Annotated in this window: 27 protein-coding genes; 10 read left to right on the top strand and 17 right to left on the bottom strand. The window is 69.3% G+C overall.

What is annotated here, in order from left to right:
- Positions 1 to 30 precede the first annotated feature (30 nt).
- Positions 31 to 369 carry a hypothetical protein gene (locus ACM26Y_RS03490; RefSeq protein ID WP_003935875.1) on the bottom strand — a complete coding sequence of 113 codons (339 nt, stop codon included), beginning with the start codon at positions 367 to 369 and terminating at the stop codon, positions 31 to 33.
- 2 nt (positions 370 to 371) lie between these two features.
- Positions 372 to 1,514 (bottom strand): Rieske 2Fe-2S domain-containing protein, encoded by a 1,143-nt coding sequence (locus ACM26Y_RS03495; protein ID WP_054371647.1) that lies wholly within the window; start codon positions 1,512 to 1,514, stop codon positions 372 to 374.
- Between the two features lie 190 nt (positions 1,515 to 1,704).
- Here ACM26Y_RS03495 and hsaA point away from each other — a divergent pair, with 190 nt between their 5' ends.
- Genes hsaA through hsaB form a run of 4 tightly spaced genes read left to right on the top strand, consistent with a single transcriptional unit; the run spans position 1,705 to position 5,252 of the window.
- A complete protein-coding gene (gene hsaA / locus ACM26Y_RS03500) occupies positions 1,705 to 2,880 on the top strand; it encodes a 3-hydroxy-9,10-secoandrosta-1,3,5(10)-triene-9,17-dione monooxygenase oxygenase subunit (protein ID WP_416062650.1) in 1,176 nt (391 codons plus the stop codon).
- 11 nt (positions 2,881 to 2,891) lie between these two features.
- Positions 2,892 to 3,776 carry a 4,5:9,10-diseco-3-hydroxy-5,9,17-trioxoandrosta-1(10),2-diene-4-oate hydrolase gene (gene hsaD / locus ACM26Y_RS03505; protein WP_416062651.1) on the top strand — a complete coding sequence of 295 codons (885 nt, stop codon included), beginning with the start codon at positions 2,892 to 2,894 and terminating at the stop codon, positions 3,774 to 3,776.
- Position 3,777: 1 nt separating this feature from the next.
- Positions 3,778 to 4,680, top strand: coding sequence for an iron-dependent extradiol dioxygenase HsaC (gene hsaC, locus ACM26Y_RS03510; protein WP_003935871.1), 903 nt, complete (start codon positions 3,778 to 3,780; stop codon positions 4,678 to 4,680).
- Positions 4,677 to 5,252: a 3-hydroxy-9,10-secoandrosta-1,3,5(10)-triene-9,17-dione monooxygenase reductase subunit gene (gene hsaB, locus ACM26Y_RS03515; protein ID WP_003935870.1), complete on the top strand. Its 576-nt coding sequence runs from the start codon at positions 4,677 to 4,679 to the stop codon at positions 5,250 to 5,252. The genes hsaC and hsaB overlap by 4 nt, the downstream gene beginning before the upstream one ends.
- Before the next feature lie 27 nt (positions 5,253 to 5,279).
- Here the strand turns inward: hsaB and ACM26Y_RS03520 are convergent, their stop codons facing one another.
- The 10 genes from ACM26Y_RS03520 to ACM26Y_RS03565 form a co-directional block, all read right to left on the bottom strand.
- Complete coding sequence (locus ACM26Y_RS03520; protein WP_289377217.1) at positions 5,280 to 5,816, bottom strand: DUF4190 domain-containing protein; 537 nt, start codon at positions 5,814 to 5,816, stop codon at positions 5,280 to 5,282.
- The gene (locus ACM26Y_RS03525) at positions 5,813 to 6,499 is read right to left on the bottom strand and encodes a PRC-barrel domain-containing protein (RefSeq protein ID WP_371384552.1); all 687 of its coding nucleotides are present in this window, start codon (positions 6,497 to 6,499) and stop codon (positions 5,813 to 5,815) included. Before ACM26Y_RS03525 ends, ACM26Y_RS03520 begins: the two co-directional genes overlap by 4 nt.
- A gap of 76 nt (positions 6,500 to 6,575) precedes the next feature.
- Positions 6,576 to 7,268 carry an acetoacetate decarboxylase family protein gene (locus ACM26Y_RS03530; protein ID WP_416063607.1) on the bottom strand — a complete coding sequence of 231 codons (693 nt, stop codon included), beginning with the start codon at positions 7,266 to 7,268 and terminating at the stop codon, positions 6,576 to 6,578.
- 196 nt (positions 7,269 to 7,464) lie between these two features.
- A complete protein-coding gene (locus ACM26Y_RS03535) occupies positions 7,465 to 8,340 on the bottom strand; it encodes an aldo/keto reductase (protein WP_289377223.1) in 876 nt (291 codons plus the stop codon).
- Positions 8,341 to 8,534: 194 nt separating this feature from the next.
- A complete protein-coding gene (locus tag ACM26Y_RS03540; RefSeq protein WP_289377225.1) occupies positions 8,535 to 9,965 on the bottom strand; it encodes a DUF1254 domain-containing protein in 1,431 nt (476 codons plus the stop codon).
- Between the two features lie 300 nt (positions 9,966 to 10,265).
- Complete coding sequence (locus ACM26Y_RS03545) at positions 10,266 to 11,315, bottom strand: acyl-CoA dehydrogenase family protein (protein WP_289377227.1); 1,050 nt, start codon at positions 11,313 to 11,315, stop codon at positions 10,266 to 10,268.
- A complete protein-coding gene (locus ACM26Y_RS03550) occupies positions 11,312 to 12,280 on the bottom strand; it encodes an acyl-CoA dehydrogenase family protein (RefSeq protein WP_371384551.1) in 969 nt (322 codons plus the stop codon). Before ACM26Y_RS03550 ends, ACM26Y_RS03545 begins: the two co-directional genes overlap by 4 nt.
- Positions 12,277 to 13,437: an acyl-CoA dehydrogenase family protein gene (locus tag ACM26Y_RS03555; protein ID WP_003935862.1), complete on the bottom strand. Its 1,161-nt coding sequence runs from the start codon at positions 13,435 to 13,437 to the stop codon at positions 12,277 to 12,279. Before ACM26Y_RS03555 ends, ACM26Y_RS03550 begins: the two co-directional genes overlap by 4 nt.
- Positions 13,437 to 14,324, bottom strand: a complete 888-nt coding sequence (locus tag ACM26Y_RS03560) for an enoyl-CoA hydratase (RefSeq protein ID WP_010594488.1) — start codon at positions 14,322 to 14,324, stop codon at positions 13,437 to 13,439. The genes ACM26Y_RS03555 and ACM26Y_RS03560 overlap by 1 nt, the downstream gene beginning before the upstream one ends.
- Entirely contained in the window at positions 14,321 to 15,868 is a 1,548-nt protein-coding gene (locus ACM26Y_RS03565; RefSeq protein ID WP_416062652.1) for a FadD3 family acyl-CoA ligase, read from the bottom strand. The genes ACM26Y_RS03560 and ACM26Y_RS03565 overlap by 4 nt, the downstream gene beginning before the upstream one ends.
- Before the next feature lie 44 nt (positions 15,869 to 15,912).
- On the opposite strand from ACM26Y_RS03565, the gene ACM26Y_RS03570 reads away from it, so the two are divergent.
- From ACM26Y_RS03570 to ACM26Y_RS03585, 4 genes are all read left to right on the top strand, one after another.
- A complete protein-coding gene (locus tag ACM26Y_RS03570) occupies positions 15,913 to 17,136 on the top strand; it encodes an acyl-CoA dehydrogenase family protein (RefSeq protein WP_054371638.1) in 1,224 nt (407 codons plus the stop codon).
- Entirely contained in the window at positions 17,133 to 17,933 is an 801-nt protein-coding gene (locus tag ACM26Y_RS03575) for an SDR family oxidoreductase (RefSeq protein WP_289377235.1), read from the top strand. Before ACM26Y_RS03570 ends, ACM26Y_RS03575 begins: the two co-directional genes overlap by 4 nt.
- 66 nt (positions 17,934 to 17,999) lie before the next feature.
- Positions 18,000 to 18,602, top strand: coding sequence for a TetR/AcrR family transcriptional regulator (locus ACM26Y_RS03580; protein ID WP_003935857.1), 603 nt, complete (start codon positions 18,000 to 18,002; stop codon positions 18,600 to 18,602).
- Positions 18,603 to 18,635: 33 nt separating this feature from the next.
- On the top strand, positions 18,636 to 19,784 hold the full coding sequence (locus ACM26Y_RS03585) for an acetyl-CoA C-acetyltransferase (RefSeq protein WP_289377238.1): 1,149 nt from the start codon (positions 18,636 to 18,638) through the stop codon (positions 19,782 to 19,784).
- Positions 19,785 to 19,850: 66 nt separating this feature from the next.
- Here the strand turns inward: ACM26Y_RS03585 and ACM26Y_RS03590 are convergent, their stop codons facing one another.
- Together ACM26Y_RS03590 and ACM26Y_RS03595 are read right to left on the bottom strand one after the other, a co-directional pair.
- The gene (locus ACM26Y_RS03590) at positions 19,851 to 20,255 is read right to left on the bottom strand and encodes a hypothetical protein (protein WP_289377240.1); all 405 of its coding nucleotides are present in this window, start codon (positions 20,253 to 20,255) and stop codon (positions 19,851 to 19,853) included.
- A gap of 62 nt (positions 20,256 to 20,317) precedes the next feature.
- Complete coding sequence (locus tag ACM26Y_RS03595; RefSeq protein ID WP_371384547.1) at positions 20,318 to 21,715, bottom strand: cytochrome P450; 1,398 nt, start codon at positions 21,713 to 21,715, stop codon at positions 20,318 to 20,320.
- Positions 21,716 to 21,803: 88 nt separating this feature from the next.
- Here ACM26Y_RS03595 and ACM26Y_RS03600 point away from each other — a divergent pair, with 88 nt between their 5' ends.
- Both ACM26Y_RS03600 and ACM26Y_RS03605 read left to right on the top strand, forming a co-directional pair.
- A complete protein-coding gene (locus ACM26Y_RS03600) occupies positions 21,804 to 22,388 on the top strand; it encodes a TetR/AcrR family transcriptional regulator (protein WP_003935853.1) in 585 nt (194 codons plus the stop codon).
- Positions 22,389 to 22,411: 23 nt separating this feature from the next.
- Complete coding sequence (locus ACM26Y_RS03605) at positions 22,412 to 22,681, top strand: DUF2277 domain-containing protein (RefSeq protein ID WP_003935852.1); 270 nt, start codon at positions 22,412 to 22,414, stop codon at positions 22,679 to 22,681.
- A gap of 91 nt (positions 22,682 to 22,772) precedes the next feature.
- On the opposite strand, the gene ACM26Y_RS03610 is transcribed toward ACM26Y_RS03605, so the two are convergent.
- From ACM26Y_RS03610 to ipdA, 3 genes are read right to left on the bottom strand one after another with little or no spacing between them, the layout of a single operon-like run.
- Positions 22,773 to 23,852: an NAD(P)H-dependent flavin oxidoreductase gene (locus tag ACM26Y_RS03610; protein ID WP_371384546.1), complete on the bottom strand. Its 1,080-nt coding sequence runs from the start codon at positions 23,850 to 23,852 to the stop codon at positions 22,773 to 22,775.
- A complete protein-coding gene (gene ipdB / locus ACM26Y_RS03615; protein ID WP_054371630.1) occupies positions 23,849 to 24,625 on the bottom strand; it encodes a cholesterol ring-cleaving hydrolase subunit IpdB in 777 nt (258 codons plus the stop codon). Before ipdB ends, ACM26Y_RS03610 begins: the two co-directional genes overlap by 4 nt.
- Positions 24,622 to 25,503, bottom strand: a complete 882-nt coding sequence (ipdA, locus tag ACM26Y_RS03620) for a cholesterol ring-cleaving hydrolase subunit IpdA (protein ID WP_371384545.1) — start codon at positions 25,501 to 25,503, stop codon at positions 24,622 to 24,624. Before ipdA ends, ipdB begins: the two co-directional genes overlap by 4 nt.
- Positions 25,504 to 25,513 lie beyond the last annotated feature (10 nt).

Below are 25,513 nucleotides of genomic sequence, written 5' to 3' on the forward strand. Positions count from 1 at the left end.
GAGTACCGGGCGGGGCACATCCATGCGCCGTCAGTCCGGAATCGTGATCCGGCCGTCGAGTACCGCCTGCTCGATGCTGGCGCGCAGCTGCGGGCAGCCGTCGCGCAGGGCACCCGGGACTTCGGAGCCCCGGAAATTCGGGCACACCGCCGCGGGGTCCTCGCACCATTGCACGCTCGTGTGATCGAAGCTGTTCTTGCGCACCAGCACGCAGGTGCCGCACTCCCGGCACTGCACCTCGTGCAGTCCCGAATCGAGATAGTTGATCTTGTCGATGGCGGTCTGGGCGCGGACCGCCTCGACCCGCGCGGGCTGGCCGGCGAAGTCCGGGGCCTTCGCCCAGCTGCGCGCCCGGGTCGAGGGATCCATCGTCAGACCTCCGCTTCCTGCTTGCCCTGGTCGGCCTTCTGCCGCGCGAGGTTCTCGGCGACCTCCGCCTGCCATGCCTCATTGGCCTTGGTGGTGTCCACCTCGTACTCGAAGCGCTGCGTCATCTTCTCGGTGACGTCGGCGACGTCGACGTAGAACTGCTCGTACCAGCGTCGTAGCTGGTAGACCGGGCCGTCCTCCTCGCACAGCAGCGGATTGTCGATCTTGGTCTTGTTCTTCCAGATCTCGACGTCCTGCAGGAAGCCTTCGCCGATGCCTTCGGTCAGCTTCGCGGCCAGCTTGTTCGACGCCTCCTCGGGCATGCCGGTGGGCTTCTTGACGATGATGCCGTACTGCAGCACGAATGAGTCGTGGGTGACGGGATAGTGGCAGTTGATCAGCACCGACTCGACCTCGTAGCCGCCGTAGCTGTTGGTCATCGGATTGATCATGTAGGACGGACCGTAGTACGCGGCGAACGACTTCAGCAGCGACTCCATGCCGTACTGGGTGGACATGCCCTTGTCCGGCCGGCCCCGGGTGTTGAGGTACTGCGCGGCGACGTGTCCCTCGAAGACGTTCTTGAAGTACGTCGGGAAGGCGTAGTGGATGTAGTAGAAGTGCGCCATGTCCACGACGTTGTCGATGATCTCCCGGCAGTTGGCGCCCTCGATGAGGATCGAGTTCCACGTCCAGTCGGTCCACTCGTCCGACCCGTACTGCTCGATGTCGGGGATCGTGACCTCCGGCGGCGGGGTGTTGCCCTCGGGGTCGTTCCAGACGAACAGCTGACCGTTCTTCTCCATCGCGAGCCAGGCCCGGGTGCGGGCGAGCGGCGGGACACGGCGGGCGTAGGGGATGTCGGTGCACTTGCCGTTGCCTCCCCATCGCCAGTCGTGGAAGGGGCAGGCGACGGAATCGCCCTTGACCTCCCCCTGGGACAGATCGCCGCCCATGTGGCGGCAGTAGGCGTCGAGGACCTTCAGCTCACCTGCGCTGTCGGCCCAGACCACGAGCTTCGTCCCGAAGGCCTCGACGGCGTGCGGCTTGCCGTCCTTGAACGTCCGGGCCAGCCCGAGGCAGTGCCACCCCCGCGCGAACCGCGTGCGGACCTCTCCGACGTCGATCTCGCGAACCTGTGCCATCGTCCCCTCACTTTCCTTCGGATGCTTGGTAGAACACGTTATAGAATTTTGGCGCATACCGGAAGCATTCGAGGACTTTCGTCCCACGGAAAGGCCGTCGACCTGGGCTGCGACTCCGGTCTCGACACAAATGGGAACGTGTTCTAGTCTCGAATCAAGCGATCAATTCCGGAACAGACGGGAGCGTCCAGTGGGCGACCACGAGAGCCACGAGGTGCTGCAGCGGATCGACGCGCTGCTGCCCGCCCTGCGGGAACGTGCACAGGAGACCGAAGACCTTCGCCGTATCCCCGACGACTCGATCAAGGCGCTGCAGGAGACCGGCTTCTTCCGGCTGCTCCAACCGAGCCAGTGGGGCGGGTACGAAGCCGATCCGGTGACCTTCTACACGGCGGTCCGCAACATCGCCGCCGCGTGCGGCTCCACGGGCTGGGTCTCCGGCATCATCGGTGTCCACAACTGGCATCTCGCGCTGTTCGCTCAGCAGGCCCAGGAAGACGTGTGGGCCGAGGACACCGATGTTCGCATCTCCTCGTCCTACGCTCCCATGGGCGCCGGCGAGGTCGTCGACGGCGGATACAGGGTCAACGGCGCGTGGGCCTGGTCCTCCGGGTGTGACCACGCCACCTGGGTCGTCGTGGGTGGGCCGGTGATCAAGGACGGCCGTCCCGTCGACTTCGGCAGCTTCCTGATCCCGCGCGCGGACTACGCGATCGACGACGTCTGGAACGTCGTCGGGCTCCGGGGTACCGGATCGAACACCGTTGTGGTGCAGGATGTGTTCGTGCCGCGCCACCGCTTCCTCAGCTTCCGGGCCATGAGCGAGCTCACCGCGCCGGGTCTCGAGCGCAACATTGCACCGGTCTACAAGATGCCTTGGGGAACCATCCATCCCACGACGATCTCCACTCCGATCGTGGGCATGGCCTACGGTGCGTACCGGGCCCACGTCGAACACCAGGGCAAGCGGGTTCGCGCCGCCTATGCGGGGGAGAAGGCCAAGGACGACCCGTTCTCCAAGGTCCGGATCGCGGAGGCGTCCAGCGACATCGACGCCGCGTGGCGTCAACTGTCGGGCAACGTCGCCGAGGAGTACGCGCACCTCGTCGCCGGCGAGGAGGTCCCGATGGAACTGCGGCTGCGCGCTCGTCGCGACCAGGTCCGCGCGACGGGCCGCGCCATCGCGTCCATCGACCTGCTGTTCGAGAACTCCGGCGCGACCGCCCTCGCCAACGGCACGCCGATCCAGCGGTTCTGGCGCGACGCCCACGCCGGGCGGGTCCACGCCGCCAACGACGCCGAGCGTGCCTACGTGATGTTCGGCGCCGGCGAGTTCGGCCTGCCGATCACCGACACGATGGTGTAGGGGAGGCCGAATTGACTGCAACGGAAGAGATCACCTACGAGTCCACGTCCCGGTTCGCTCAGGTGCGGGACGACCTGCGGTTGCATTACCACGAGGCGGGGGTCGGCCACGACACCACGATCGTGCTGCTGCACGGCGGTGGACCGGGCGCCTCCGGCTGGTCCAACTTCGCCCGCAACATCCCCGTGCTGGCCGAGTATTTCCACGTCCTGTGTGTCGACCAGCCCGGCTACGGCAAGTCGGACAAGCCGACCGAGCACCCGCAGTACTTCGTGCACAGCGCCACCGCGCTGAACGACCTGCTCGACCACCTCGGGATCGAGGGGCGCGTGCACCTGCTCGGCAACTCGCTCGGCGGCGGTGCCGCAGTGCGATTCGCGCTGGACTTCCCGGACCGGGCCGGACGGCTCGTGCTCATGGGTCCGGGCGGACTGAGCGTCAACCTCTTCGCCCCCGACCCCACCGAGGGCGTGAAGAACCTCGGCCGGTTCGCGGCGCCGCCGGAGGGCCCGACGCGGGAGAAGCTCGAGGCGTTCCTGCGGGTGATGGTCTACGACCAGTCGCTGATCACCGACGAGCTGGTCGACGAACGGTTCGCCGCCGCGATCACCCCGGAATCCCTCGCTGCCGCACGCGCGATGGGGAAGTCGTTCTCCGGACCGGACTTCGAGCTCGGCATGCTCTGGCGCGACGCCTACAAGCTCCGGCAGCGCGTGCTGCTGATCTGGGGACGCGAGGACCGGGTCAACCCGCTCGACGGTGCGCTCGTCGCGCTCAAGATGATCCCGCGGGCGCAACTGCACGTCTTCGGTGGCTGCGGACACTGGGCTCAGCTCGAGAAGTTCGACGAGTTCAACCGCCTGACAACGGACTTCCTGACGGACGGGAGCAACTGACATGGGTATCCGATCCCTCGCCTACCTGCGCATCGGCGCCACCGATATGGACGCCTGGCGGGAATACGGTCTGAAGGTGCTCGGCATGGTCGAGGGCAAGGGCGTCGATCCCGGGGCGCTCTACCTCCGGATGGACGACTTCCCGGCCCGTCTGGTCATCGAGCCGCACGAGAGCGACCGGCTCCTCGTCTCCGGCTGGGAGACCGCGAACGCCGCCGAGTTGCAGGAGGTACGCGACAACCTCGCCGCCGCCGGAGTGCCGTTCAAGGAGGGCACGGCCGAGCAGCTCGCCGATCGGCGAGTCGACGAACTCGTCGTCTTCCAGGACCCGTCCGGCAACACCCTCGAGGCGTTCCACGGGGTCGCGCTCGAGCACCGCCGCGTCGTCAGTCCGTACGGGCACCGGTTCGTCACCGGCGAGCAGGGACTCGGGCACGTCGTCCTGTCCACCCGCGACGACGAGGAGGCGCTGCACTTCTATCGCGACGTCCTCGGCTTCCGGCTGCGGGACTCGATGCGCATGCCGCCGCAGATGGTGGGCCGTCCGGCCGACGGGAAACCGGCCTGGCTCCGCTTCTTCGGATGCAACCCCCGTCACCACAGCCTGGCGTTCCTGCCGATGCCCACGCCGAGCGGCATCGTGCACCTGATGATCGAGGTGGAGAATTCCGACGACGTCGGGCTGTGCCTGGACCGGGCCCTGCGCCGCAAGGTCAAGATGTCGGCGACGCTGGGCCGGCACGTCAACGATCTGATGCTCTCGTTCTACATGAAGACACCCGGCGGCTTCGACGTCGAGTTCGGCTGCGAGGGAAGGCAGGTCGAGGACCGGGAATGGATCGCGCGCGAGTCCACGGCCGTCAGCCTGTGGGGCCACGACTTCAGCGTAGGCTTGCAGCCATGACCGGACCCGGCGACGTCGCGATCGACCCCCGCACCTTCCGCACCGTGCTCGGCCAGTTCTGCACGGGGGTCACGATCATCACCACCGTGGACGCGGGCGAACCGGTGGGCTTCGCCTGCCAGTCGTTCGCGGCGCTGTCGCTGGATCCGCCGCTGGTGCTGTTCTGCCCGACGAAGACGTCGCGGTCGTGGACCGCTATCGAACGTTCCGGGCGCTTCTGCGTCAACGTGCTCGCGGAGGAACAGCGGGACACGTGCGCGCGGTTCGGGTCCCGCGAGCCGGACAAGTTCTCCGGTGTCGAGTGGCGTCCGTCGCCGCTCGGCTCGCCGATCCTCGCCGGCTCCCTCGCACACATCGACTGCACGGTGGAGACCGTGCACGACGGGGGCGACCACTGGGTGGTGTTCGGCCGGGTGTCGTCGCTGAGCGAGGTTCGGGACGAGAAGGAGCGGCCGCTGCTGTTCTACCGAGGCCAGTACACCGGGATCGAGCCGGACAAGACGGTGCCGGCCCCTTGGCGGGACGACCTCGAGGCGTTTCTCACGAGCACCTCCGAGGACACCTGGCTCTAGGGGCCGGCTCCGGTGAGCACCGGTCCGTCACTGTCCGGGTTGCGGCACCTCGATGCTGTCGGGCAGCTGGTCGCGCGCCCGATCGAGCTGCTGTTCGAGCTGCTCGACCATGCGGTCGTTGTTGAGCACCGTGACGACGCCCGCGACGTACGCGATGGACAGCACGAGCGAGACGACGCTCAGGACGATGCCCGCGATGGCCACGCCTCGTCCGGTCACCCCGAGGCGCCGGGCGGCGCGCACGCCGACGATACCGAGCACGATGCCGATGATGGACAGCACGAGACCCACCGGCGACAGGACGAGCGAGAGCACGCACACGAGTGCGGCCGTGCCGACGGCGAGTGCGAGTGCGGCGGCGACGCTCGTCTTGGCGGGCTTCGTCGTCACTCGCTCCTCGAAGGGGGCGGCGGTGGTGGTGACTGCGCGGTCGTCCGCTACCACGCGGTCGCGGTCGGAAATGCGGTCGCGGTCGGTGACGTGGTCGCGGTCGGTAACGCGGTCGCGGTCGGAAACCGGTTCTCTGCCGGCGGCACTGGCCCCGGCGGGTTCGCGTTCGATCATCGTCGGTCCTCCTGGTCGGGATGCTGGCCGGGGGCGCCCTCGTCGACGTAGTACTCGGTGGTCACGACCCGCTTGTGGAGCCGCAGACCGGGCGAGGGCGCGTCGTGCGTCGTGCCGTGCTGCTGCGCCGTGCCCTGCTGCGGCGTGCCGTGCTGCTGCGGTGTCCCGGTGTCGCCACCGTGCGACGGTGCCGACGGCGGGGCCGAGGTCGCGACACCCGGCGCACCGGCGGGCGGTGTCCGATCGGCGTCGCGCAGCCGATCGGTGTCGGGCGTCCGGACCGTGCCGTGCCCGGCGTCGGGTGTCCGGCCGGTGCCGTGACCGGTGTCAGGCATCCGGTCGGTATCCGGCGCGCGGCCGGTATCGGTATCGGCATCCGCCCTGTCGTAGTAGCGATAGAGCTGGGTCTCCTCCTCCGGAGTGAGACGGCCGTCCTCGTCGATGTTCGGAGCGCCGGTCACCGTGTCCTTGTCGAACGGCAGACGGACGTCCTTGCCGTCCAGCTCGGCGACGTCGATCGGCACGAAGTGCCGACGGGTGCCGAACAGGCCGGTGACGACGGTGATCCACGCAGGGTTGCCGGTCCGGTTGTCGAGATAGACCTCGCCGATCTTGCCGAGCTTGCCGCCGGGGCCGTGGACGGTCGCGCCGACGAGTGCATCGATGTCGCTGTTGTTGATCATGGTGACCTCACCGATCGATTGTGTCTTCGACTCGGTGGGTGCCCTCTGCGGCACGTCCCGAAACCCGGCGGCCGGGTCAGATCGGTTCGGCGTCTCCGAAGGTCATCTGCAGGCGAGAGATCGACGACGTGAGCAGTGCACGTCGGGGCAGTCCCAGGGTGCGCAGTTCCCCGGCGACGGGATGCGTGCCCAGACGCAGGTCCGCGCCGCCGATCCGGCTACGCACGCCGGAAGGATGCATCGCCCATCCGGTGCGCCGGGTGACCCCGTCCAGATGCGAGTAGGCCGTTACGGAGGCGGCAGCACTATGACCGGGAACTGCGAGACCCGGTCGTACCGACAGCTCCGCGATCAGCTGCCCGTCGCTGCGCACCGACGCGCGCTTGACGTCGCCGGTGTGGTCGGCGTCGAAGTCGGCGAGAGTCTTGGGAAAACCCCAGATGCTGCGCCCCGCCGCCAAGGTGAATTCGCCGTCCACCGGGAGCCGGTGAATGAGGGCACCCGCGCCGCCACGCGCGAGTTCCCGAAGATCTCGCAGGGCGGTGCCGCCGCGCCGGCGGTGGTCGCGAACGAGGAAGCACACGCCGAACTCGTTGTAGGGTCCGAGATCACCGTCGACGTAGTCCACGAATACCAGGACGCAGATTCCGCGACCCGGGCGGGGGTGCAGCAGTTCGAGTCCCGTGTGGTCGATCAGCGCCTGTGCCGGCGCGGCGGGCACCGAGTACATCGCGGTGAATGCCGTCGCGGCCCGGACCCGCACCGGCATCTCGATCGCGGTGCCCGAGATGATGTGTGTCGTCACGCCCTGCCCCTCTGCACGAACCGGATCGCGAACCCGGCCGGCCGGGTTGCGAATGAGAACGTGTTCTACTATTCGTGCTCCGGGCCGGGAGCGCAAGAGCTCGGCGAAGGCGTCCGAACAGGCAGCCGCGCCGGATGGGCGCGGCTGCAGGGTGCGTCCGTCAGCTCGGTGCGCCGAGGTTCATCTCGTCCGGGTGCATGCCGACCCGCGTGCCGTCGTCGAGGGTCGCGATCTCGCTCAGATCGAGGTCGTCGAGCTCGAAGTCGAACACGTCGATGTTCTGCGTGATCCGCTCGTCGTGGACGGACTTCGGGATCACGATCAGCCCGTTCTGCAGGTGCCAGCGAATCAGCACCTGGGCGGCCGACTTGCTGTGCCGGTCCGCGATGCGAGTGATGATCGGATCGACCAGGAGTGTGTTCGGCTTGGATTCGCGGCCCCAGCCCGCGTTGCTGGTTCCGCCCAGCGGACTCCACGATTCGACGGCGATCCCGTGGTCGGCCGCGAAGGCGCGGATCTCCTGCTGGGGAAGGTGCGGGTGCAGCTCCACCTGGTCGACGGCGGGCAGCATGCCGCCGCGATCGACGAGCAGCTGCAGGTGGTGCGGCTCGAAGTTGCACACACCGATCGCCTTGGCCCGTCCGGACTCGGCGATCTTCTCGAGCGCGTCCCACGTGCGCAGCAGCCGGTCGTTGTCCTGCAGCGGCCAGTGGATCAGGTACAGGTCGACGTAGTCGGTGCCGAGGCGGCGCAGGCTCTCGTCGAACGCCTTCGTCGCCCGGTCGTAGCCCTGGTCGGAGTTCCACAACTTCGTGGTGAGGAAGACCTCCTCCCGCGGGACGGACGCCGAAGCGATCCCGCGTCCGACGCCCTCCTCGTTCCCGTACGCGGCGGCGGTGTCGATGTGCCGGTAGCCGGCCTCGTCGAGGGCGTAACGCACGGCGTGTTCGGTCTGCTCGTCGGTGGCCTGCCAGACTCCCAGGCCGAGCTGCGGGATGGTAGTTCCGGAATTCAGCGTGATGACGGGAGTGCTCATCGTTCCAGGCTAACGAGTCCGGGATTGTCCTGCCGGGCTCGAGTCCGTCGCCCACTCGCCCAGCGGGGTACCGCGGAATCCTGGTTCGGTGTCCCGTCGGGAATGCCACCGGACGAGCACGCTCGAAGTCCGATCGGCGAAGGGTTGCGATCACACGAGCGGGCTTCCCGCGCCGAGACCGCCCTGCATCTCGGTCAACCGAGGGGTTCGATCTCACCCGGTCGCCAGGTCCGGTCGAACCATGCCTGGAGTGGTCCGTACAGGCGCAGGAGCACGAACCAGCCCTTGCCCGGGACAGTCCGGATCCAGTTCGACTCCCGGCCCGCCGGCGAGGCGGGTCCGAAGTAGACGTCCACCGAGCCGTCTTCGCCGGCTGCGACCGTCCCGGTGTTGCTGTTGAGCGACGGGTACGGGTCGTCGGTCTGCAGCAGAGAGCGGGACTGGCAGTCGTAGACGCACACCGACCAGAAGTCCTTGGCGGGAATGCCTGCAGGCAGGTGCATTCGGTAGGTGCGGCCCCCGTCCAGCCACTCTCCCTCGGCGTCCTCGGCGGTGTAGGCGTACTGCGAGCCCACTCCCACCATCGGGGTCGCCATCGCCGGCGTGACGACGGTGGCGGCGTAGTGGAACAGCGTACGGGCATCCAGGAGACGAACGCCGTCGCGCAGGAACTCGGAGCTTCCACCCACGAAGGCCGTCTTCCACGACGACACGTCCCGGCCGTAGAGGTAGGCCTGCGGGTCACGCGGCCGGTACACGATGGTGCGTGCAATCGCCGACCCGATCGGCGCAGCCTGAGACAGGATCGCGTGCATCCGCTCATCGGGAGCGAAGGGTCGGCCCTTGACGATCCCGATCGCCGCGAGCTGCCCGGCCAGCTCGGGATCGAGCGCGTCGACGGGTTCTTCCTGGACGATCTGGTCGACCTCTTCGTAGAACGAGAAGTCGTTCGAGTGAACGGTGTTGAACGGCACGCCGTCTGCCTCGACGAACCGCATCTCCGGCGGGTCGTCGGCCTGGGCGAGCGGATAGATACGGGTCTGCTCGATGACATCGAGCCCGCCCAGATTGCGCGCGAACAAGAAGTTGGTGAACGTCCGTGAGCGGTAGGTGAAGTAGCCCTCGGGGACCTCGCCCTCGTACCCCGGCGGCAGCAACAGGTACTTTCCGCCCCGCCCCTTGTCGGGCCCGGCATTGCCCAGGTCGGCCACGTACCGGAACCAGAAGTCGTCGACCACGTCGAGCGACATCGGTGGGCACTCGACAACCGTCGGCCCGTCGGCCCTCAGATCGAGCACCGCGATCCCGTAGGTCGTCTCGGTGTTGGCTGTCAGGAAGCAGGGCACCGAGTCCATGCGGGCGCACACGGCCATCTCCCGCGACGTACGGATCCCGATCGAGCGGAACCCGGTACGCATGGCCACGAGCGACGCACCGGGAACCGCGTTCAGGAACACGTCGACGCCGCGCAGCAGGTCGAGACGATCCCAGCTCAACGCGATCGTCTCCGGGTCCGGCATCCCGTCGTCGAATCGGAATGTCCCCAGGTCCGTCTCGACGACATCGGGGATCCCCACCGCGCGACGGACCTCGTCGGAGCTCCCGCCGGAAGACCGAGCCGGCATGACCCCTCCTTCCCCGGCTGCGCTCGGGACCGGGTCGCCGTGGTGCGCGACGTCTGTCGAGGGTCATCCGAGGAGCAGGCCGGGCAGTTGGCAGCTGCTGCGTCCTCTCTGCAAGATAAAGGCACCGCACTCGATCCGGCAAGGCTGCTTGCCCGGATCCGGGGTGGAGAGGCGTAGGCGCCGAACCGGGCGGACGATGTGCAGGTTCCGCCGATACGGACCAGGGCAGGCGGCGTACGGACGTTGCGCCGCCGGCAACGGGGCGAGGAGGCGGCACCCGGTCGCGGGTGCCGCCCGCGCTCAACGCACGATCGCGGTCAGGAACTCCCGCGGCTGCCCGAACAGCTGGGCCGTTCCGTGCGCCCGCTTGAAGTACAGCTGCGCGTCGTGCTCCCAGGTGATCGCGATGCCTCCGTGCAACTGGATCGCTTCCGCGGCCACCTGCTCGAACGCCTCCGAGCAGTACACCTTCGCCGCGTACGCATCCTGCGTATCCTGCGACAGCGCGGCCGCGTACGACATCGACCGTGCGGTCTCCACCAATGCGTACATGTCGGCCATGCGGTGCTTGAGCGCCTGGAACGATCCGATGACCCGGCCGAACTGCTTGCGGTTCTTCGAGTACTCCACTGTCAGCTCCAGAGCCGCCTGAGCCGCTCCGACCTGCTCGGCCGACACCGCGATCAGCGCGACCGTCCGCAGGCTCTCCTCGAGACCGGCGGAAGTGGTGAGCCGCCGGCCCACCACCCCCTCGAAGCGCACCTCGGCGAGAGAACGGGTCGGATCCATCGTCGGCACCCGGCGTCGCACGACACCGTCGGCGTCCGGATCCACCTCGACGAGCGCGACGTCGTCCCCGTCGGCCGCGAGCACCAGCAGGGTCGTAGCGACGTCCCCGCCGAGCACGTAGTGGGCGGTGCCGCCGAGCCGGTCGCCCTCGAGCACGACACCGGGTGTGGACCAACCGGCCTCGGAAGCCCAGCACAAGGCTGCGATCTCCCCGGCGGCGATGCCCGGCAGCAGGCGGGCGCACGCGTCGGTGTCACCGGAGAGCAGCAGAGCCTGTGCCGCGAGCACTGCCGAGCCGAGCATCGGCGACGGGGTGAGCGTGCGGCCGAGTTCCTCGAGCACGACGTGGGTCTCGGCGAGGGAGGCGCCGACACCGTCGTACTCCTCGGGCACGGCGAGGGCCGCGACGCCGATCTGTTCGACCATCTTCTGCCACAGGTCGGCGTCGTAGCCGTCCGGCAGGGTGATCGCCTTGCGCACCGCCGCGGAATCGGAGTGCCGGCCGAGCAGGCTGCGCACCGACTCGCGCAGCGCGGCGCGATCCTCGGTCTCGAAGGTCACGATGCGTCCTCCAGCGCGTCGACGACCCGCGCCCGGTGCACATCCGCGGTGCCCCATGCGGTGACGAGGGCCCGCACCCGAGTCAACGCCAGCGACAGATCGTGTTCGAGGGTGTAACCGATGGCGCCGTGCACCTGCAGTGCCGTCCGCGCCGCCCGGTAGGCCGCCTCACCGCAGGCCACCTTCGCCGCCGAGACGTCGCGGGAGGCGGTCGCGGCGCCGTCGCGCACCGCGAGCGCCGCACCGAGCAGCAGCGGGCGCGCCATCTCGAGGCCGACGGCGACCTCGGCGAGGTGGTGCTTGACGGCCTGGAACGATCCGATGGCGCGACCGAACTGCTTGCGCTGCTGCGCATACTCGACCGTGGTGTCGAGCAGGGTGCGTCCGAGGCCCTGCAGCTGCGCCGCGGTGGCCAGGGCTCCGTAGTCGAACGCGGCACCGAAGTCCGTGTCGCCCAGGGTGTCCGCTGCCGCGACGGCATGCAGGCGGCGGGCCGGGTCGACGGACTGCAGGGCGTCGCCGGCGGTGCCCGTCGAGACCGTGCCGCCGTCGACGTGCAGCACGAGGTCGGCGACGTCGGCATCGACCGCGTACGGCACGTGCGGTGCCGCGGCGACCGTCGCGAGCTCCCCGGCGGCGAGCGCGGACAGCCGGTCCGGAGCGACGGCGGCCAGCAGGATCGGCGCCACGGCCACGGTCTCGACGAGCGGGCCGGGCACCGCGTGGCGGCCGAGCTGTTCCATGGCGACGACGAGGTCGAGCGCGTCGGCCCCGAGACCGTCGTGGTCCTCGTCGACGAGCAGCGCGCCGACGCCGACCTCGGCGAGCCGTTGCCACACCTTCAGGCCGGGGCCGGTGTCACCGGCGGCCCACGACCGGACGACCGCAGGCAGATCGGACTTGGCGAGCAGCGCGTCGATGCTGGACGCGAAGTCCTCGTGGGAGGAGTCGAGCGCGAATCTCATCGGTCGCCCTTCGGAAGGCCGAGCAGCCGCTCGGCGATGACGTTCTTCTGAATTTCGTTGGTGCCCGCGTAGATCGGCCCCGACAGCGAGAACAGGTAACCGTCGGTCCAGTCGTCGGCGAGCTCCGCGGCCGGGCCCTGCAGGTCCAGCGCGGTCTCGTGGGCGGCGATGTCCCAGTCCGACCAGAACACCTTGTTGATGGACGACTCGGCGCCGAGCTGACCGCCGTCCTGCAGCCGGGTGACGGTGGCCCAGGTGGACAACTCGTACGCGCGCGCCCCGATCCACGCGTCGGCGACGCGGTTGCGCAGGGACGCGTCTCCGTGCCGGTCCGACGCCGCGTACAGCGCCAGCAGGCGGTCGGTGGTGGCGAGGAACCGTCCGGGGGAGCGCAGCGACAGTCCGCGTTCGTTCGAGGCGGTGCTCATCGCGACGCGCCATCCCTCGTTCACGCCGCCGATCACGCCGGACTCGCCGGGGTTGCCGGGGTCGTCCGGGACGAACACGTCTTCGAGGAAGATCTCCGCGAAGCCGGGTTCGCCGTCGAGCTGGTCGATGGGCCGGACGGTGACGCCCTCGGCACGCAGGTCGAACATGAAGTAGGTGATGCCCTTGTGTCGCTGCGCATCCGGGTCCGAGCGGAACAGTCCGAAGCCCATGTCCGCGAAGGACGCCCGCGAGCTCCACGTCTTCTGCCCATTGAGCAGCCACCCGCCGTCGACCCGCCGGGCGGTCGAGCGCAGCGACGCGAGGTCGCTGCCGGACTCCGGTTCGGACCAGGCCTGGGCCCAGATGTCGTCGGCACGGGCCATGCGCGGCATGATGCGTGCGAGCTGGTCGGGGTGGGCGTGCTCGAACAGCGTGGGAGCGAGCAGGAAGATGCCGTTCTGGCTGACCCGTCCGGGCGCGCCGGCGCGGTAGTACTCCTCCTCGAACACCACCCACTGCTGCAGCGTGGCGTTGCGGCCGCCGAGTTCTTCGGGCCACGAGACGACCGACAGGCGGGCGTCGGCCAGGGTGCGTTCCCACTCGCGATGTTCCTCGAAGCCCTCGGCCGTGTCCATCGACTTCAGCGGGTTCGACGGGACGTTCTCGGCGAGGAAGGCGCGGACCTCGTCGCGGAAGGCTAGGGTCGCGTCGTCGAGTTGCAGATCCACTACTTCGTTCCTTCCTGCGCGGCAGAGCCGCTCACCGGGCGTGCGCTCGCGGCCATCGATTTCGCGTTCATGCCGCCGAGGGAGTCGGTGCCGACCTCGGCGTTGTGGGCGTGCGCGAAGTGGTGCAGGCCGAACACCGAGTCCATGCCGTTGCGCATGCCCATCTGGTCCTCGCACTGGTTGACGGCACGTTTGGTCAGGGCCAGCCCGAACCGCGGCATCTCCGCGATCCGTCCGGCCAGGGCGAGGGTCTCCTCCTCGAGCTTCTCGCGTGGCACGACGCGGTTGACCATGCCGACCTCGTAGGCGCGCTGGGCGCCGAAGCGGTCACCGGTGTAGAGGATCTCCTTGGCGAAGCGCGTGCCCAGCACCCAGGGGTGGGCGAAGTACTCCACGCCGGGAATGCCCATCCGCACCACCGGATCCGAGAAGAACGCGTCCTCCGAGGCGACGATCAGGTCGCACACCCACGCGAGCATGAGGCCGCCGGCGATGCACGCGCCCTGCACCATCGCGACCGTCGGCTTGGGGATCTCCCGCCAGCGGCGGCACATGCCCAGGTACACCTCCATCTCGCGCGCGTACCGCTGGTCGCCGCCGGGCTTGTCGACGTGGTCCCACCACATGACGGCCTTGTTGTCGTAGTGGACGTGGTGATCACGACCGGGGGTGCCCAGGTCGTGCCCGGCGGAGAAATGCTTGCCGTTGCCCGCGAGCACGATCACCTTGACCTCGTCGTCCTCGACGGCGCGTTCGAAGGCGGCGTCGAGCGCGTAGGTCATCACGGAGTTCTGCGCGTTGCGGTAGTCCGGCCGGTTGAGGGTGACGATCGCGATGCCGTCGCGCACCTCGTAGGTGACGACATCGGGTTCGTAGGGGACGGTCATGACTTCTCCTCACGCAGAATGTTTTTCAGAACCTTGCCGGACGGGTTGCGAGGCAGGTGGCCGGTGAAGCGGACCGAGCGCGGCACCTTGAAGTTGGCCAGCTTCTCCTTGCAGAACGCGATCACCGACTCCTCGGTCAACTCGCTGCCCTCGAGGGCGACGACGTGCGCGCGGCCCACCTCGCCCATGCGCTCGTCGGGCACGCCGACGACCGCGACCTCGTGCACGCCGGGCAGGCGCATCAGCGCCGCCTCGATCTCGGCGGGATAGACGTTGAACCCGCCGCTGATGTACATGTCCTTGAGCCGGTCGGTGATGTCGAGGTAGCCGCGTTCGTCGAGGGTGCCGACGTCGCCGGTGTGCAGCCAGCCGTCGGCGTCGATCGTCTCGGCGGTGGCCTCCGGGTCGTCGAGGTAGCCGAGCATCACGTTGGGTCCGCGCAGCAGGATCTCGCCCTTGGCGCCGATGCGGACCTCGAAGCCGGCGGTGGCGCGGCCGGAGGAGGTGGAGACGGTGACGGGGTCGTCGTCGGTGCGGCACATCGTCGCGACCACGGCCTCGGTCTGGCCGTACGCGGTGAGCACGGCGTCGAAGCTCAGCTCGTTCTGCATGCGCTCGACGAGCACGACGGGCACGGGGGCGGCCCCAGTGACCGCGATCCGCAGGGACGACATGTCGAACTCGTCGCGGCGGGGGTGGTCGAGGATGCTCTGGTAGATCGTCGGCGCGCCCGGCAGCACGCTGATCCGCCGGTCGGCGACGGTGGCCATCACCTTCTCGACGTCGAACACCGCCATCGGCACGACGGTGGTGCCCGCGAGCAGCGCTGCGACGAACCCGGCCTTGTAGCCGAAGCTGTGGAAGAACGGGTTGATGATCAGGTAGTTGTCGTCCGGTGTGAGCTCGGCGCACTCGGCCCACGCCTGCGCGACCCCGATCAGCTGCCGGTGGGCGCTGAGTACGCCCTTGCTGCGCCCGGTCGTGCCGGAGGTGAACAGGATGTCGCAGACGTCGTCGGGGGAGACGGCCCGCGCCCGGGCGTCGGCCTCGGTGCGCGCGTCCACCGTCGCCGCGGCGAGGAAGTCGTCCCAGTCCACGACGCCGTCGGCCGGTGCGTCCGTCCCACCCAGCGGGACCCGCACCACGGTGGGCACGTGCAGACCGGGCGCGGCGGCGCGCAGAGCGGCGTACCGGTCCGTGCCGAGGAAGTCGCCGGCGACGACGAGGGCCTCGGCGCGGATGCGGTCGAGGATGTCGTGCGCCTCGGCCCCGGTGTAACGGGTGTTGACGGGGACGACGACGCCGCCGGCCCACTGGATCCCCAGCGCGGCGACCATCCAGTGGTGGGTGTTGGGCGACCAGATCGCGACGCGTGCACCGGGCCCGACGCCGTGGGCGACGAGCGCGGCGGCGAATTCGCGGACGCGATCGCGAAGTTGTGCGAACGTCGGTCGCACGTCGCCGTCGACGATCGCGATCCGGTCGGCGTACACCGATGCGGCGCGTTCGACGGCGGCCGGTGTGGTTCTCGGTTGTGCAGTCACGGAGCTCCCTACCTAGCAAGTGCTTGGTAGGTTATCGTACAGACGTGCATGAGAGCGAGAGACTGGACGACACGGGTTTGGCCGACACCGAATTCGCCGCGACCGTCCGCCGGTGGCTGGAGGAGAACCTGACCGGCGAGTTCGCCGACCTCAGAGGCAAGGGCGGACCGGGAAGCGAGCACGAGTTCTTCGAGGAGCGCCTGGCCTGGGACCGGCACCTTGCAGCCGCCGGATGGACCTGCATCGGCTGGCCCACCGAGCACGGCGGCCGCGGTGCCACCCTCGAGCAGCAGGTGATCTTCCACGAGGAGTACGCCAAGGCGAACGCGCCGGCGCGCGTGAACCACCTCGGCGAGGAACTCCTCGGCCCCACCCTGATCGCCTTCGGCACCGAGGAACAGAAGCGCCGCTTCCTGCCGGGGATCCGCAACGTCACCGAGCTGTGGGCGCAGGGCTACTCCGAGCCCGGTGCGGGTTCCGACCTGGCCAACGTCTCCACCACCGCCCGGCTCGAGGACGGGAAGTGGGTGATCAACGGCCAGAAGGTGTGGACGTCGCTCGCGCACGTCGCGCAGTGGGCGTTCGTGGTGTGCCGCACCGAACCCGGCTCGACCCGGCACCACGGCCTGAGTTTCCTGCTCGTGCCGCTCGATCAGCCGGGCGTGACGGTCCGGCCCATCCAGCAGCTCACCGGCACCTCCGAGTTCAACGAGGTCTTCTTCGACGACGCCGTCACCGACGCCGACCTCGTCGTCGGCGCGCCCGGCGACGGCTGGAAGGTCGCGATGGGCCTGCTCACCTTCGAGCGGGGTGTGTCGACCCTCGGCCAGCAGATCGGTTTCGCCCGGGAACTGCAGAGCATCGCGGATCTGGCGGTCTCGACCGGTGCGGCCGACGACCCGCACATCCGCGAACGGATCGCCCGCGCCCGCATCGGGCTGCGCGTCATGCGGGCCCACGCCGTGCGCACCCTCGGCGACGCCGACCCCGGCCAGGCGTCGGTGGCGAAGCTGCTGTGGGCCAACTGGCATCGCGACCTCGGTGCACTGGCGATGGACGTGCAGGGTCCCGCCTCGCTCACCGGACCGGACCACGACCACGCCGGCAACCCGTCGCTGCTGTCGGACCCCGAGCACCTCGAGCTCGCCGAATGGCAGCGGCTGTTCCTGTTCACCCGCGCCGACACCATCTATGGCGGATCCAACGAGATCCAGCGCAACATCATCGCCGAGCGCGTGCTCGGCCTTCCCCGAGAGGCCCGACCGTGAGCACTTCCCCCCTCGCCACCCCGCCCGTCGAAACGCCGGGCCACGGCCTGCTGAGCGGCAAGAAGGTCGTCGTCACCGCCGCCGCCGGCACAGGCATCGGGTTCGCGACCGCCCGTCGCGCCCTGCTCGAGGGCGGCGACGTGCTCGTCTCCGACTTCCACGAGCGCCGGCTCGGGGAGACGGTCGACAAGCTCGCCGCCGAGTTCCCGTCGCAGCAGGTGGAGTCCATCGTGTGCGACGTCTCCTCGACCGAGCAGGTCGATGCGCTGATCACCGGTGCCGCCGAGCGGCTCGGGCGCATCGACGTGCTGGTCAACAACGCTGGACTCGGCGGCGAGACCCCCGTCGTCGACATGACCGACGAGCAGTGGGACCGTGTCCTCGACATCACCCTCACGAGCACCTTCCGGGCGACGCGCGCGGCGCTGCGCTACTTCCGGTCGGCCGACCACGGCGGCGTCCTCGTCAACAACGCCTCCGTGCTCGGGTGGCGTGCGCAGCATTCGCAGGCGCACTACGCGGCCGCCAAGGCCGGCGTGATGGCGCTGACCCGCTGCTCGGCGATCGAGGCCGCCGAGTACGGGGTCCGGATCAACGCCGTCGCGCCGTCGATCGCGCGGCACGCCTTCCTCGCGAAGGTCACGAGCGAGGAACTGCTCGACCGGCTCGCCTCCGACGAGGCGTACGGGCGGGCCGCGGAGGTCTGGGAGATCGCTGCGACCATCGCCATGCTCGCCAGCGACTACACCACGTACCTGACCGGCGAGGTCGTCTCGATCTCGTCGCAGCGGGCCTGACCCGTGCGCGGTTCCGGTAGCTGCCGCTACCGGAACCGCGCACGGCAGCCCTGAAAGGATGCCTCCATGACTCCTCCCAGAGACGATGCCGCCAAGTCCGGGCGCCGGGCCGAGCTGCTCGACATCGCCGCGGAACTGTTCGCCTCGCGCGGGGTGCGTGCCACCACCGTGCGCGACATCGCCGACGCCGCAGGCATCCTGTCGGGCAGTCTCTACCACCACTTCGACTCCAAGGAGTCGATGGTCGACGAGATCCTGCGGGGATTTCTCGACGACCTGTTCGGTCGCTACCGCGAGATCGTCGCCTCGGGTTCGGACTCCCGCGCCACCCTCGAGGCGCTCATCACCGCGTCGTACGAGTCGATCGACAAATCGCACGCCGCGGTCGCGATCTACCAGGACGAGGCCAAGCGGCTCGTGGAGAACGAGCGGTTCTCCTACATCTCCGACCGCAACACCGAATTCCGCGACCTGTGGGTGGGGGTGATCGAGCGCGGCATCGCCGACGGCACGTTCCGGCCGGACGTCGACGTCGAACTCGTCTTCCGGTTCCTGCGCGACACCGTGTGGGTGGCCGTGCGCTGGTACCGGCCCGGCGGCACCCTCACCGCCGACAAGGTGGCCCAGCAGTACCTGTCCATCGTGCTCGACGGACTTGCCAATCCCTGAACCGACTTTCCCGGAACCGACTAGGAGTCCCTCATGACCGAGGTATACATCGTCGATGCGGTACGCACCCCGATCGGCAAGAAGAACGGCGGCCTGTCCGGCGTCCACCCCGCCGACCTGGGCGCGCACGTGATCAAGGCGGTCGTGGACCGCACCGGCATCGACCCGAGCGACGTCGACGACGTCGTCTTCGGCTGTGTCGACGCCATCGGCGGCCAGGCCGGCAACATTGCCCGCACCGCGTGGCTCGCTGCCGGCTACCCGCAGCACGTCCCCGGCGTCACCGTCGACCGGCAGTGCGGGTCGAGCCAGCAGGCCCTGCACTTCGGTGCGCAGGCCATCCTGTCCGGCACCGCCGACCTCATCGTCGCCGGCGGCGTGCAGAACATGTCGCAGATCCCGATCTCGGCGGCCATGATCGTGGGGCAGCAGTACGGCTTCGACACCCCGTTCGGGGGGTCGACCGGCTGGACCGAGCGTTACGGCGACCAGGAGGTCTCGCAGTTCCGCGGTGCCGAGATGATCGCCGACAAGTGGGATCTCAGTCGTGAGGACCTCGAACGCTGGGCGCTGCAGAGCCACGAGCGGGCCAAGGCGGCCATCGCCGGGGGCCGCTTCGAGGGCGAGATCGTCCCGCTCGGCGACGCCACCGTCGACGAGGGGCCCCGCGAGACGAGCCTCGAGAAGATGGCGTCCCTCGCGACGCTCGTCGAGGGCGGCAGGCTCACCGCCGCCGTCGCCAGCCAGATCTCCGACGGTGCGTCGGCGGTACTGCTCGCCTCCGACGAGGCCGTGCGCAAGTACGGACTGAAGCCTCGTGCACGGATCCATCACCTCAGCGCCCGCGGCGACGACCCGATCTTCATGCTCAGCGCGCCCATCCCGGCCACGCAGCACGCGCTGGCGAAGACCGGCCTGAGCATCGACGACATCGATCTGATCGAGATCAACGAGGCCTTCGCCCCCGTCGTGCTGGCCTGGATCAAGGAGATCGGCGCAGACCCGGCCAAGGTCAACGTCAACGGTGGCGCCATCGCGCTGGGTCACCCGCTCGGCGCCACCGGCACCAAGTTGATGGCGACGCTGCTCAACGAGCTCGAGCGCCGCGAGGGCCGGTACGGCCTGCTGACGATCTGCGAGGGCGGCGGCACCGCGAACGTGACGATCATCGAGCGCGTGTAGCCGGGCGGCTGCGCTGCCGGTGTGTCCTTCGGGCTGTCAGGGCAGCCCGAAGGACACACCGGCGCGTCAGCGCAGGGTCGGGTCGGTGACGCGGTCGCTGCTCCCGGCGGTGCGGAACACGTGGTCCGCGAGATCGGCGAGCGGATCGGCGGGCAGGACGTGGACGATCTGCTGGTGCACGACGCCGCCGTCCGGGCACCAGACGACCACCCGCCGGGGCCCGGGCGCCACCTGGTGGGCGACCATCGATCCGGACGGCTCGACGGGCAGACTGCGGGTGTCACCGTCCGCGTCGGGGTCCACGCGGCAGCTCTCCGGGTGGACGGGCACGCCGTGCACCGTCACCTTCACCCGCTCGCGGCCCGCGACGACGTCGGCGGTGGCGGTCGCCTGTGCCGTGGCCGGAACAACCACTGCCGCAACGATCGTGGACAACGCCGCCGCCGTCGCACCTGCATACCCGAATCGCATGGTTTCTCCCTCCCGCGCGGGCTCTCCCACCCGTCGGGCACAGCGTACAAGTGGGCGGCGGCTCAGGACCGGAAGGACACCCGGGCGTGCATGCCGTCCGGCATGAGGGTGAGTCGCTCGGCGACCTTCAGCCGGTAGCCGGGATCCATCGCCAGGTCGTAGCGGCGCAACAGGGTTCCCAGCACGAGGGTTGCCTCGTGCAGCGCGAATTGCCGTCCGATGCAGGCGCGTTCTCCGGTGCCGAACGGCTTGTACACGTGCGCGGGCCGGGCCCGGACCTGTTCGGGCAGGAAACGGTCGGGGTCGAACTCGTCGGCGTCGTCGCCCCACACCGCGCGGTCCCGGTGCACCGCGGGCAGCAGCACGAGCACCCAGTCGCCGGCGCGCATCCGGTACCGGCCGCCCAGAGTGGTGTCCACCTTCGCCTCCCGTGCGTACGCGGGCGCCGTCGGCCACAGCCGCAGCGCCTCGTCGAGCACCCGACGGACGTACCGCAGCTTGGCGATCTGTTCGAAGGCCGGCTCGCCGTCGCCCCAGACCTCCTCGACCTCCGCCCGCGCCCGCGTGTAGGCCTCCGGGTCGCGCATCAGGTAGTACAGGGCGAACGACAAAGCGCCCGAGGTGGTTTCGTGTCCGGCGACGAGGAAGGTGAGTACCTGGTTGCGGATGTTGACGGCGTCGAGCTTGTTCGGATCGCCCTCCCGGGACGCCCGCAGCATCAGCTCGAGCAGGTCGTCGGGGGCGGGGCCGGGCGCATCGCTCCTGCTACGGATCACCGCGTCGACGACGTCGTGCATGTGCGCCCGGTCGAGGTCGTACTGTCGCTTGGCGGCGGGGAAGAGGAAGCGCCCGACGACGGGAACGGTGCGCAGCATGCTGCGCTGCGAGAACGACAGTCCGCCGACCATCGCCTCGACGAACGGATGCCGCTCTTCGCGTTCGAACGGCTCGAACGAGTAGCTGAACCCGGTGCGGCCGATGGTTTCCAGCGTCAGTTTCGTCATGTCCGCGGCGACGGCGACGTCGCCGCCGCTGCGTGCCCGGCGGTCCCAGTGCGCGACGAGCTGGGCAGTGACGTCGAGCATCGTCGCGTGGTACCGGCGCATCGCCTGCTGCGTGAACGCCGGCATCAGCAACTCGTGGGCGCGACGCCAGTTCGGTTCCTCGTTGTAGGCGGTGAACAGCCCGTCGCCACCGATCGCCCGCAGGGCCTCCACGCCCGGCGCGAGGTGCTTGGCGAAGCGCTTCTCGTCGGACAGCTCGGCCGTGAGTTCGCCGGAGCAGACGAACACGAAGCGGCGGCCGAATGCGGTGCGTTCGAACACCGGGCCGAGGGCTTTGTGGGTGGCCATCGAGTTCTGCACCGGGGTCTTCAGCGACATGCCCAGGACGTCGCCGGCGAGGGGCAGGCGTTTCGGCGGGCGTGGAATCTCCGTGTCGAACACTCGCGACGTGGCCATGACCATGCTCCGACCCCCAGTTATTGAACCCGCGTACAGTAGTCACGCTACGCCGGGACGGATACCTGTCAAGAACTAGATTGGATCCGTGGCCCAACCCCGCCGACGTCTCGACCCCGAGCAGCGCCGCGCGCAACTGCTCGACATCGGCGCGCGCCTGTTCGCCGAGCGAGCCTACGAGGACGTGTGGATCGAGGAGGTCGCCGAACTCGCGGGGGTCTCACGCGGCCTGATGTACCACTACTTTCCGACCAAGCGGGACTTCATGGCGGCGGTCGTCCAACGCGAATCGGACCGGCTGCTCGCCGTCACCGAACCCGATCCGCGGCTCACCGTCGCCGAGCGGATCACCGCGGGCCTCGACGCCTACCTCGACTACGTCGCCTCGCACCGGCAGGGCGTCGCGGCGGTCAACCGGGCCGCGGACTCCGCCGATGCGGGTATCCGCGCGATCGTCGATACCGAACTCGGAGTGCAGCAGGAACGCATCCTCGACGCCCTCGCCCCGCCCGACGACGAACGCGAACTCGTCGCGGTCGCCGTGCAGGGCTGGATCGCGCTCGTGCGCAGCGTGTGCGTCGACTGGCACGATCACCCCACCGTCACCGAGGCGCAGCTGCGGGAGCTGTGCCTGAACGCTCTGCGCGGGATGCTCGGCGGTCGCCTCGGCTGATGTTCCGGCGTTACCCTCGGTTCATGTGCCGGAACATCACGGAGCTGCGCGGGCTCGAGCCGGCAGCGACCGACGAGGAGATCGAGGCCGCCGCCCGGCAGTACGTGCGCAAGGTCAGTGGCGTCCACAAGCTCTCCGACGCCACCCGCGAACCGTTCGAGGAGGCCGTCGCCGAGGTCACGGCCGTCACCATGCGGCTGCTCGACCGGCTCCCGCCGCGCCGGCAGCCACCGCCGACGGTGCCCCCGCTGCGCCGGCCGGAGGTGCAGGCGCGGATCGCAGCTCGCGGCTGACCGGGTCGCGGATGGATCTGCTCGCGCTTCGGGAATTCGCGCCGTCCGCGGAGGGGGCGAATCCCGAAGGCGCAAGCAGATTTCCGTACGTCTATGCGCGCGACTCCTGACCGCGCAGCGCGGCCATCGCGTCGATCCGCTCGACGGCCTCGGCGACGATGCGGTCGATCAGTTCCTGGCAGCTCGGCAGGTCGTCGAGCATGCCGACGACCTGCCCGGAGGCGAGCACACCGGCCTCGGTGTTGCCCTCGACGAGCCCGGCCTTGAGCAGCATGGGGGTGTTGGCCGCCATGATGATCTGCTGCCACGTGCGGTCGCTCGCCCGCTTCATCGCGATGCCGTCCTTGACGAGCGTCGACCACTTCATCCCGGTCATGGCCTTGAACTTGGCCGCGTTCCTGGCGGCGGCGACGAGGCCTTTCGCGTAGCTGCCACGTTCGAGGCTGTCCACGAGTTCGGTGTTGAGCACCCGGTGCGGCATGCCGTCGACCTTGACCGAGACCGTCGTGTCCTGCAGACCCCGGCTCAGATACTCCTGCTTCACCGAATCGGGCACGGCGCTGTCGCTGGTGAGCAGGAACCGGGTGCCCATGGCGACGCCGGCCGCCCCGTAGGCGAGCGCCGCTGCCAGGCCTCGGCCGTCGAAGAACCCGCCGGCCGCGACGACCGGGATGTCGACGGCGTCGAGCACGCTCGGCAGCAGCAGCGTGGTGGCCACCGGTCCGGTGTGCCCGCCGCCCTCGCCGCCCTGCACGATCACCGCGTCGGCTCCCCAGGAGGCCACCTTCACCGCGTGCTTCGCGGCGCCGATGGACGGGATGACCACGACGCCGTGGTCCTTGAGCTTGGCGATCAGTTCCTTCCTGGGCGCGAGCGCGAAGGAGGCGACCCGGACGTTCTCGCGGATGAGCAGGTCGATGCGCTGGGCGGCGTCGGACGCGTCGGCGCGGATGTTCACGCCGAAGGGCTTGTCCGTCGCCGCCTTGGTCTTCGCGACGGCGACCTCGAGTTCCTCGTACGTCATCGTCGCCGAGGCCAGGATGCCGAGGCCGCCCGCATTGGAGGTGGCGGCGGTCAGCCGGGGGCCGGACACCCAGCCCATGCCGGTCTGGACGATCGGATGCTCGATGCCGACGAGGTCGGTCAGTGCCGTCGTCAGGCGTGGACTCATACCGCCACCTCCCGGTCTCGCAGTCCACGCGGATCGAGGACCTCGCGGATCAGGCGCAGTTCCTCGGCGGTGGGCTCCCGGGTGACTGTGGCCTCGTCGAGGCCGGCCACCTCGAAGGAGGTGTTCTCGGCGACCTGCTCGGCGGTGACACCCGGGTGCAGGGTCAACGCCCGGAACGTGTGGCCGGGGCCGCCGAAGTCGAACGAGCCCAGATTGGTGACGACCCGGTGCAGGTGCAGGAACCGGAACGCCGGGTTGGCCGGATCGACCTGGTCGTAGCCGACACCGGAGACGATGTCGACCCGGTCGCAGAACACCCGCGAATTGTGCTTGCCGACCCAGTAGCTCGTCGCGTGGTTGATCGTGTTGCCGGGGGCGCCGCGCACGCCGAACATCTGCCGGGTCGGGTGCTGCAGCGGCCCGAACGCCGACAGGTTCTGGTTGCCGTGCCGGTCGATCTGGTTGGCGCCCATCACGACGTGGCGGCGGCCGGAGGCGACGACGTCGAACACCTTGCGGAACGGCATCCAGCCCTCGATCGGACCCTTCGCGCCGACGGCGGGGGTGTCGGCCAGGATCAGGGCCTCGCCGTCGGTGATGAGCAGGTCCGGTTCGGTGGTCAGCCGCGCGAGGCGCGCACCGATGAGCGGCAGTGTCGCCATGGGGCTGGCCATGATCTCGCCGGCGCCGGCGAAGATCTCGGCGCATGCGATGGCGCAGTACTCGGCGCGGGTCACCGTGCCGGAGGTCTGCGGGGTGGTCGTCTCGGTCATGCCTGCTCCTCGCTGAAGGCCTGCACTGCGGCCTGGTAGTCCTCTTCGCTGCCCGAGAGGAAGCGGTCGACGAATGCCTGCCACGCCTGCGGGTCCTTCGCCGATTCGGCGTAGTGGCGCTGGAACTTCTCGTCGCGACCGTAGCTGTCGCCGGCAAGGGTGAAGTGGGCGCCGTTCGGTGCCTCGACGACCCCGTCGACCATCATGCGGTTGAGGACGAGGGACTGCAGGGGGACGGACTTGACGAGTTCCTCGGTCTCGACGATGCGTTCGACCGAGACGTACCGCTTCTCGGCAGCCAGGCAGTACAGGTCGTCGAAGTAGGGGTCGACGCCGGTGTAGGCGGCGTTGCCGTGCGCATCGCCGAGGTTCAGATGCACCAGGGACGCATCGAGATTCAGCGCCGGCATCGCGATCAGCGTCTCGGCCTCGCCCGACTCGTGGGGGTACGGCGAGGTGACGGTCTGCAGCTCGCCCTCCCAGAAGTCGACGACGGCCGAGCCCAGGCCGGCGCGGATCGGCAGGAACGGCAGCCGGGCGGCGGCCGCCTCGAGGCCGCACTTGACCATGCCCTCGTCCATCTCCCGCGCGACGATCTCGCCGTTGGTGCGGGCCTTGGCGAACCACGGGTCGTAGAACGGGGCCGAGTCGAGGGAGACGAACCCGTAGTACGCCTTCTTCACCTTTCCGGCCGAGCACAGCAGTCCCAGGTCCGGGCCGCCGTAGGTCACGACCGTCAGGTCCTTCACATCCGAGCGCAGGATCGCGCGGACGAGCGCCATCGGCTTGCGCCGCGACCCCCAGCCGCCGATGCCGATCGTCATGCCGCTGCGCAGCTCGCCGACCACGTCGTCGAGCGACATCCTCTTGTCACGCATGGTGTTTCAT

The sequence above is a fragment of the Rhodococcus indonesiensis genome (assembly GCF_047782815.1).
GTDB lineage: Bacteria > Actinomycetota > Actinomycetes > Mycobacteriales > Mycobacteriaceae > Rhodococcus > Rhodococcus indonesiensis.